General features: G+C 76.4%; 9 protein-coding genes. 6 read left to right on the forward strand and 3 right to left on the reverse strand.

From position 1 onward, the window contains the following. From EFE23_RS26770 to EFE23_RS26795, 6 genes are all read left to right on the forward strand, one after another. Positions 1-1,827 (forward strand): baseplate J/gp47 family protein (locus EFE23_RS26770; RefSeq protein ID WP_123243662.1); only part of this gene is annotated, 1,827 nt, incomplete at its 5' end. Further along, entirely contained in the window at positions 1,808-2,383 is a 576-nt protein-coding gene (locus EFE23_RS26775; protein ID WP_123243663.1) for a phage tail protein, read from the forward strand. The genes EFE23_RS26770 and EFE23_RS26775, both read left to right, overlap by 20 nt. 10 nt (positions 2,384-2,393) lie before the next feature. Continuing rightward, complete coding sequence (locus EFE23_RS26780) at positions 2,394-3,317, forward strand: carbohydrate-binding protein (protein WP_123243664.1); 924 nt, start codon at positions 2,394-2,396, stop codon at positions 3,315-3,317. Next, positions 3,314-3,790 carry a hypothetical protein gene (locus EFE23_RS26785; protein WP_123243665.1) on the forward strand — a complete coding sequence of 159 codons (477 nt, stop codon included), beginning with the start codon at positions 3,314-3,316 and terminating at the stop codon, positions 3,788-3,790. Before EFE23_RS26780 ends, EFE23_RS26785 begins: the two co-directional genes overlap by 4 nt. 18 nt (positions 3,791-3,808) lie before the next feature. Next, a complete protein-coding gene (locus EFE23_RS26790; RefSeq protein ID WP_123243666.1) occupies positions 3,809-4,573 on the forward strand; it encodes a hypothetical protein in 765 nt (254 codons plus the stop codon). Between the two features lie 78 nt (positions 4,574-4,651). Continuing rightward, positions 4,652-5,665 (forward strand): LacI family DNA-binding transcriptional regulator, encoded by a 1,014-nt coding sequence (locus tag EFE23_RS26795; RefSeq protein ID WP_123243667.1) that lies wholly within the window; start codon positions 4,652-4,654, stop codon positions 5,663-5,665. An 18-nt stretch (positions 5,666-5,683) separates the two neighbouring features. Here EFE23_RS26795 and EFE23_RS26800 read toward each other — a convergent pair whose 3' ends face one another. Genes EFE23_RS26800 through EFE23_RS26810 form a run of 3 tightly spaced genes read right to left on the reverse strand, consistent with a single transcriptional unit; the run spans position 5,684 to position 8,186 of the window. Further along, entirely contained in the window at positions 5,684-6,292 is a 609-nt protein-coding gene (locus tag EFE23_RS26800; protein WP_123243668.1) for a bifunctional 4-hydroxy-2-oxoglutarate aldolase/2-dehydro-3-deoxy-phosphogluconate aldolase, read from the reverse strand. Then, a complete protein-coding gene (locus EFE23_RS26805; protein WP_233601160.1) occupies positions 6,289-7,275 on the reverse strand; it encodes a sugar kinase in 987 nt (328 codons plus the stop codon). Before EFE23_RS26805 ends, EFE23_RS26800 begins: the two co-directional genes overlap by 4 nt. Continuing rightward, positions 7,272-8,186 (reverse strand): DUF6807 domain-containing protein, encoded by a 915-nt coding sequence (locus EFE23_RS26810; RefSeq protein ID WP_123243669.1) that lies wholly within the window; start codon positions 8,184-8,186, stop codon positions 7,272-7,274. Before EFE23_RS26810 ends, EFE23_RS26805 begins: the two co-directional genes overlap by 4 nt. Between the last annotated feature and the right edge of the window lie 160 nt (positions 8,187-8,346).

Genomic DNA, 8,346 nt, shown 5'->3' on the forward strand with positions numbered 1-8,346 from the left:
GTCCGGCTCTGGTACCGCTGCGGCGGCGGGCCGGCCGGGAACGTGGCGGCCGGCACCCTGACCAGCCTGCGCGACCCGCTGCCCGGGCTGCGGGCGGAGAACCCGGGACCGGCCGGCGGCGGCCGGGACCTGGAGTCGCTGGAGTCGGCGCTGGCGCGCGGGCCGTACGAGTTCTTCGCCCAGCAGCGCGCGGTGACCGCCCGGGACTACGAGATCCTCGCCACCGGCTCCGGCGCGATCGCCCGGGCCCGGGCGTTCACCCGGGCCGCCGTCTACAGCTTCGCCCGCCCCGGCGAGGTCGAGGTGGTCCTGGTGCCGTACGTGCCGGACCAGGCCCGCCCCGGTGGCCGGCTGCCGGTGGACGTGCTGCGCGAACACGAGGTCGAGGAGGCCCGCCGCGGCGTGGCGGCCGACCTGGAGCGGCGCCGCGCGCTGGGCACCGCGGTCCGCGCGAGCTGGGCCCGGTACAAGGCGGTCTCCATCCGGGCCCGGGTGGTGGTCCGGCGCGAGGAGGACGTCGACGCGGTCCGCCGGCGCGTGCACGATCGGCTGCACCAGACGCTCAGTCCGCTGCCCACCGCGCTCAACCCGACCGGCTGGGCGTTCGGCGAGCCGCTGCGCGCGTCCAACGTGTACCGGATGCTGGAGCACGCCGAACCGGGCGTGCGGTACGTCGAGTCGGTCCGGTTCGTGGTGGACGAGGCGCCCGACGCGCAGGTGCGTGCCCTCGCCGTGGACCAGTACCAGCCGGCCACCTGGTACGCCGGGCGCGGCCCGGTGCTGTTCCGCTCCACCAACGCCGGGGCGGGCTGGGAGCCGGCCGGTCGGTTCGACGCGGAGAGCGTGCTCCGGGTGGTTCCGGCACCGGCCCCGGCACGCCCCGGCATCGTGCCCCGGGCCGGCTCGGTGGCCGTGGTCACCGCCCGGGACTCGGGCGGCTCCCGGGTCCGGCTGAGCACGGACCTCGGGGAGACCTGGACGCTCCTGACCGACCTGGACTCCCGGGTGCAGGACCTGGCCTGGATCGACCGGGACGGCGCGGGCGCGCTGCTGCTCGCCACGGACACCGGCCTGTTCGAGGTCTCCCTGCTGCCCGGGGCGGTGCCGTTGCAGATCCTGGTCGACCCGGCCGACGCCGACCGCGGCTTCTACGCCGTCCGGGCGTTCGTCTCCGAGCGCGGCGCTCCCGGCGTGGCGGTGGCCGCGCAGGCCGGGTTCGGGGTCTACCTCTCCACCGCCGCCGGCCGCCCCGGCACCTTCTCGCACGTCGGCCTGGCCAACGTGGACAACCGCGTGCTCGCCGTGCAGTACGACGGGCCGGCGACGCTGCTCTGGTGCGGCGCGGGCGAACCGGACCCGAGGAAGCCCGGCCAGGGCTGCCACCGGACCCGGCTGTTCGAGTCCGACGTCAAGTGGCAGGCGGTGCAGGCCGGCTGGATCGGGGGCACGTGCCGGGACCTCGCGTTCAGCGGCACCCTGGCGGTCGCGGCCACACAGAGCGGCGGCGTGGTCCGGCTGGACACCCTCGCCGCCCAGCCGCAGTGGCAGTCGGTGATGGTCAACTGCGGCCTGCCGCTGCGGGACCGGACCCGGTTCGTCCCGGTCGACGCGATCGCCGCCACCACGCCGTCGGGCGCCGGGGGCGCCGACCGGCTGATCCTGGCCGGCGGCGAGCGGGGCGTGTACCGCAGCGGCGACGCGGTGGACTGGGCGGCCAGCGCCAACCAGGCCACCGCCGACGTGGTCACCGTTCCCGGCACCTGGCTGCTCTGCTCCGGCGAGCACGACATCGAGGTGGTGCGGCAGGATGCGCCGAGCGGCGATTGAGCGGCTGCTGCCGGCCGCGTACCAGCGGGCCGCCGGCCCGGGCAGCGTGCTGGGCGCGCTGCTGGACGTGATGGAGGCGTTGCACGCCCCGGACGAGGCGGTGCTCGCCGACGTCGACGCGCTGTTCGCGCCGTACCGCACGCCGGACGGCTTCGTGGCGTACCTGACCCGCTGGGTGGCGATGGACCACGTGGTCACCGCGCCCCGGGCGGACGCGCCGCTGCCGCTGCCGGTGGGCCGGCTGCGGGACCTGGTCGCGCACGGCGCCCTGCTGGCCCGCTGGCGCGGCACCCCGTACGGGATGCGCACCGCGCTGGAGCTGGCCACCGGGGTCACCGGGTTCCGGCTGGACGAACCGGCGGACCGCCCCTTCCACGTGGTGGTCCGGGTGCCGCCGGCCGCCGCCGACCAGCTCGCCGTGATCACCCGCATCGTCGAGGCGGAGAAGCCGGCGGCGGTCACCGTCGAGATCCTCCCCGACCCGGACCCCGCCGCGCCCGGGCGGGCGGTCGGCCGGGCGCACGTTCCCTCCCCTGAACCCCCTGACCAGCCGTAGAGGAGCCGCCATGACCACCGAATGGGCCGTCGTCGCCGCCGCCGAGCAGTTCACCCTCGACGCGCGCAACAGCGGCGAACTGACCTTCACCGTCTCCAACCCGGGCGAGGCGCCGGACACCGTGGTCTTCGACGTGGCCCCCGGTGAGGGCACGCAGCGCGGCTGGTTCACCGTGGCCGAGCCGCAGCGGGCGGTGCCCGGCCAGGGGTCGGTGTCCTTCCTGGTCCGCCTCACCGTGCCGACCGGCACCCCGCCCCGGCGCTACGACATGACCGGTTTCGCGTACTCGGCGAACACCGCGCCGGAGGAGAGCTCCCGGTCCAGCGGCCGGGTGACGTACGACGTGAAGGCGGCCGTACCCCCGAAGCGCTCGCCGTGGCCGTGGATCGCGGCCGCGGCGGTGCTGGTGCTGGTCGTGGCCGGGGTGGTGGTCTTCCTGGTGACCCGCGGCGGCGACCCGCCACCGGCCCCGCCGCAGGCGCGGGTGGTGACCCTGGAGGCGGAGAGCCTGGTGCCGGGGGCGGCGGTCCAGTCGACCGGCCCGGTCCCGGCGGGGGTGCTGGAGCAGAAGAACTGCTGCCTGGTCACCTGGTCCGGCGACGCCCAGCTGTTCTTCCTGGGCCGGTCCGTCGGCGACCGGGTGACCGTCACCGTGGACCTGCCGGCGGACGGGACCTGGCGCTTCGCCACCGTGCGCACCACGTCGTTCGACTACGCGAACACCATCTTCCTGATCGACGGCCGGCAGGTCGGCGACACCTTCTTCGGCTTCACCCCGACCGTGGTGAAGACCGACTGGATCGACGTCGGCACGGTGACCCTGAGCCGGGGCGCCCACCAGGTGACCCTGGTGGCGGTGAGCAAGACGCAGGGCACCGACCGGTACTTCGCCGGGGTGGACCAGCTCCGCTTCACGCAGGTGCTCACCCCGTGACCGGACGGCAGAAGGTGCTGCTGGCGGCCCTGGCGGGACTGCTGGTGGTGCTCTACCTGGTGGCGGTCGGCGGGGGGCGGCACGACCGGGGTGACCCGGCGGCCCGGCCGGGCTGGCTGGGTCGGCTCGAGGCCGGCGGCGCCGCCGTCGATCCGGCCGAGGTGGACGTCGACTGCCCGCCGCCGGCCCCGCCGCCCAGCCCGTCCGCCGAGGGCACGGTGGTCGGCTTCACCACCGGCTGCCTGCTGCGGGTGGCCGACCCGGGCGGCCTGCGCACCCTGGTGCTGCGCAGCCGGGCGGCCTTCGAGGTGACCGCGCCGGCGCCGCGCGGCGCGGAGGTCACCGTCCACGACGAGGTGACGCCGGGCGATGACGGCACGGCGGTGGCGAAGGTGGCCGTGGACCGGGCGACCGAGGTCGCGCTGGGCTGCCCGGGAGGTGGCGGATGTGTGGTCACCGTCGCCCGGTCCTGACCGGCGGGGAGGTACGCCATGGGTGAGCTGCGCAAACCGTTCCTGCTGCTGGCGCTGCTCGCGGTGGCCCTGGTGGTGGGGTTGGAGCTGGGCTCGGCGTTGCTCACCGGCGGCGGGGACGCCGGCGGCGCGCTGCGGGACAGCGCCGGCCGGCTCGGCGTGGAGCTGGGCGACGTCGGCCACGTCTCCGAACCGGCCGGCCGGGGCACCGGCCAGCTGGCGCTGATCGACGTGGTGGCGCTCTGGACGACCGGGTTGTTCAGCCTGAGCATGGTGGTGCCGGACCGGATCCAGGGCCGGGTGCAGGGGGTGGCCACCCTGGTCTTCTCGATCGTGCTGCTGATCGTGGCCTTCGTGCTGCTGATCGTCACCTTCGTCGAGCTGACCATCATGGTCTCGCTGTTCCTGGCGGCGCCGTTCGGCACGCTCGCGTACCTGGCGCTGTGGGGGTTCTTCCCGGTCGGCGAGGCGTCCGCCCTGCTCGGCCTGGTGCTGCTGCTCAAGCTGCTCTGGGGCGGCCTGCTGCTGCTGGCCCAGCCGCGTTTCCTGCAGAACAAGGGCCTGGTGCTGCTGGCGCTGACCACGCTGCTCTGCACGGTGGTGCTGGAGTTCCTGCACCGGCTGGTGCCGGGGATCCTGGTCAGCATCACCGACGACCTCGGCGCGCTGGTCTTCGCCGTGGTGGCGGTCGTCTGGGCGCTGGTCCTGCTGATCGGCTCCATTCCCGCCATCGTCAAGGCGGTCCGGACCACGGCCACCACCTCCCGCCCCACCCGGAAGTGATCTCCGCCGCTCGGGCAAGGGCTTTCCTGGCGGTCCTGCGATAGCCTCTGCCCGACCGGATGGACAAAGGGGGATGGCATGGCGACGTTGGCCGACGTCGCCCGCCGGGCGGGCGTCTCCCCCGCGACCGCGTCGCGGGTCATCAACGGCAGCAGCAAGCCGGTGGCGGAAGCGCTGCGCGAGCGGGTGCTCCAGGCCGTCGCCGAGCTGCGATACGTCCCGAACGCGCACGCCCAACTTCTGGCCCGGCCGCGACGCAGCGTGGTCGGCGTGGTCGTGCACGACGTCTCCGACCCGTACTTCGCCGAGGTCACCCGGGGGCTGCAACGGGTCGCCACCGAGCGGGGCCGGCTGGTCATCATCTGCAACAGCTACCGCGACCCGGTGCGGGAGCTGGAGTACGTCGACCTGCTCCGCGCCCAGCAGGTGGCCGCGATCGTGCTGGCCGGCTCCGGCTACCAGGACGACGGGGTCAACGCGCTGCTGGACGAGCGGCTCGCCGCGTACGCGGCGACCGGTGGCCGGGTGGCGGTGGTCGGCCGGCATCTGCACCGGGGCGACGCGGTGCTGCCGGCCAACGAGGAAGGGTGCCGGCTGCTCGGGGCGGAACTGAGCCGGCTCGGTCACCGCACGGTCGCCGTCATCTCCGGCCCGGCGACGCTCACCACCACCGGCGACCGGCTCGCCGGCCTCCGCGCGGGACTGGCCGCGCCGCTGCCCGCGGAGCGGATCCGGTACGCCGACTTCACCCGCGACGGCGGGGCCCGGGCCACTGTGGAGCTGCTGGACGCCGTACCGGGGCTGACCGCCGTGGTGGCGCTCAACGACGCGATGGCGGTGGGCGCCCTGGGCGTGCTGCGCGAGCGCGGCGTACGGGTGCCGGCGGAGGTTTCCGTGGTCGGCTTCGACGACATGCCGATCGCCGCCGACGTGACCCCCGCGCTGACCACGGTCCGGTTGCCCCTGGCCGAGCTGGGCGCCCGGGCGATGACCCTGGCCCTCGACCCGGCCGCCGACCGGGACCGGGTGGAGACCCTCCCCGCCGAGCTGGTCCACCGAGAGAGCCTCGCCCCCGCCCCCGCCCCCGCCTGACCGTGCTCCGGGGCGGACTCAGTCCCGCCCGGTGGCGAGGGCGGCGAGGCGGGGGATCTGCCGGGGGTCGGTGAGGGCGGACCCGACCGCCACCAGGCGCACCCCGGCGGCGAGGAAGTCGCCCGCGTTGTCGGCGTCGATGCCGCCGGTGGCGACGAACCGGGCCTCGGGCAGCGGGCCGGCGACCGCCCGGAACCAGGCCGGGCCGAGGCTGACCGCGGGGAACGCCTTGAGCCAGACCAGCCCGTGGTCGAGGGCGTGCTGCGCCTCGGTCGGGGTGGCCACCCCGGGCAGGTGCGGGATGCCGTAGCTGACCGCGGCGTCGGCGACCGCCAGGTCCAGGCCGGGGGCGACGGTGAACGCGGCCCCGGCGCCGGCCGCCTGGCGGACCTGGGCCGGGGTGCGTACGGTGCCGGCGCCGACGAGCCGGTCCCGGCGGCGGCCCGCCTCGACGGCGGCGCGCAGCGCGAGCACCGCGTCCGGGGTGCGGATGGGCACCTCCACGACGTCGATGCCGAGGTCCCAGGCCTGCTCGGCGAGGCGGACCGTCTCGTCGGGCGGCAGGTCGCGCAGGATCACCATCACCCGCGTGTCGCCGAAGACGGGTCCGAAGTCGTGCCCGCTCATGCTCGGCTCCCTCCACCATGGTTCGACAGTTCGAGCAGGGCCCAGTCCGCCTCCGGCAACGCCAGCGCCCGGGCGGTCCAGGCGGGGTCGGGCGGCGGCGCGTTGTCCCCCGCCGCGGCGAGCGCCGGAGCCGCGGTGAGGTGCCCGAGCCGCAGGCAGGACGGCAGGTCGAGGCCGCGCAGCAGCCCGGAGAGGAAGCCGGCGGCGAAGGCGTCCCCCGCCCCGACCGGCTCCAGCACGGCCACCGGCAGCGCCGGCACGAAGACCGCGGGGCCGGTACGCGGCAGCGCGGTGGCGCCGACCCCGCCGTCCTTGACCACCACCAGGTCCGGACCCGGCAGCAGCTCGCGGACGGCGGCGGGATCGGCGCTGCCCCACAGGGTCCGGGCCTCGTCGAGGCCGACCAGGACCAGATCGGCCCGGTCGGCGAGGTCGCGCAGCACCGGGGCCGCCCGGTCGGCGGGCCAGAGCGCCGGGCGGTGGTTGACGTCGAAGCTGATCCGGGCGTCGGGCAGCGGGCGGGTGGCCAGCGTCTGCCCGACCAGGTCGCGGCAGCTGTCGGAGAGGGCGGCGGTGATGCCGGACAGGTGCAGCAGCCGCACCCCGGCCAGGCGGGGATCCTCGAGCGCGGCCGCGGTGAGCCGGCAGGCGGCGGAGCCGGACCGGTAGTAGTGCACCCGGGTGCCGTCGGGGCCGGGGTCCTTCAGGTAGACGCCGGTCGGGGCGGCCGGGTCGACGGTGACCAGCGAGACATCCACCCCGGCGGCGCCGATCTCGCGGACCACCCGGCGGCCGAACGGGTCGTCACCGACCCGGCTGACCCAGGCGGCCCGGTGGCCGAGCCGGGCCAGCCCCATGGCCACGTTGGACTCCGCGCCGCCGACCCCGACGGCGAGCCGGTCGGCGTGCTCCAGCGGCGTGCCGGCCGGCGGGGCGAGCACCACCATGGTCTCGCCCAGGCAGGCGACCTCGGGGCCGGTCACGGTCGCTCCGGCCGGTCGAGCCGGGCGGCGACCGCCGCACGGTCGAGGTGGCCGTCGGCCACCAGCACCCGGTGCCGGTTGTGGCGTGGCCGGCCGGCCGCGATCACCGCCGCCCGGTCGAAGGCGTACGCGACGCAGACGCCCGGGTACATCGCGGACCGCACGAACCACCGGTCGCCCGGCCCCAGTCCGCTGAAGACCAGGGTGTACGCCCCGCCACCGGGCGCGGTGCCGGTCAGTGCCAGCCAGGGCGCGGCCGAGCCGTTGACCGACTCCTCCCCCGCGTCGTCGGCGGTGAACACCCGGGGCTCGGCGTCGGCGACGGCCCGCCAGAAGAAGCCGCCGTAACCGGCCCCGCCGGGGCGGCCGTTGGTGGCCGGGCTGCCCAGGTGGACGTCCCGGCCGGTGGCGGGGGTGAGGGTGGCGGTCAGGTCGAGCCACCACGCGTCGTCGCCGGCCGGGGTGGCGGTGAGCCGGCGGTGCTCGCGCAGCAGCACCCGGCCGGTCCGGTCCCGCCACTCCAGGTCGTGGTCGAGCCGGTCGGCGGCCCGTTCCCGCCAGCCGGTGTGCGCGATCAGCCCGTGGTCGTCCCGCCAGGTGTAGCCGGTGCCGCGCACGTAGGTCCGCCCGCCCCAGAGGTTGGTGCCGTCCACGTCCTGCACGGCGAGGGACGCGCCGAGGTGCCAGACGTGGTCGGCGGGGAGCGCGTCGGTGACCGGCGTGCCGGCCAGGGTCCGCACCGGGTGCAGGTACGGCCGGGGCCCGTGCCTCGGGTCGAGGTCCGGCCTGACGACGTAGCGGGCCACCTCGGTGTCGCCGACGACCAGCCGGGGATCGGCTTCCCGGTCGCCCGGTCCGGTGCCCGGCACACCGGCCGGGTTGGTGGCGGCCGGCCGGGCGGCGGGTGTCACGACGCCTCCGGGCGGACGAGTGGGTACCGGGTGGCCACCGCGTGCAGGGCGGCCAGGGCGTAGCCGGCGAGGATCGGCACCGCCACCGGGGTGACCAGCACGGCGAGCAGCCCGGTCAGGCAGCACACGCCGGCGGCGGCGGCCCAGGTGCCGGGCCGCT

It is taken from the genome of Micromonospora solifontis, assembly GCF_003725545.1.
Taxonomy (GTDB): domain Bacteria; phylum Actinomycetota; class Actinomycetes; order Mycobacteriales; family Micromonosporaceae; genus Micromonospora; species Micromonospora solifontis.

Bases quoted from the DNA above. Each gene is read 5' to 3' on its own strand.
- EFE23_RS26790 (WP_123243666.1), top strand. From the start codon at position 3,809: ATGGGTGAGCTGCGCAAACCGTTCCTGCTGCTGGCGCTGCTCGCGGTG.
- EFE23_RS26780 (WP_123243664.1), top strand. From the start codon at position 2,394: ATGACCACCGAATGGGCCGTCGTCGCCGCCGCCGAGCAGTTCACCCTC.
- EFE23_RS26795 (WP_123243667.1), top strand. From the start codon at position 4,652: ATGGCGACGTTGGCCGACGTCGCCCGCCGGGCGGGCGTCTCCCCCGCG.
- EFE23_RS26800 (WP_123243668.1), bottom strand. From the start codon at position 6,292: ATGAGCGGGCACGACTTCGGACCCGTCTTCGGCGACACGCGGGTGATG.
- EFE23_RS26775 (WP_123243663.1), top strand. From the start codon at position 1,808: ATGCGCCGAGCGGCGATTGAGCGGCTGCTGCCGGCCGCGTACCAGCGG.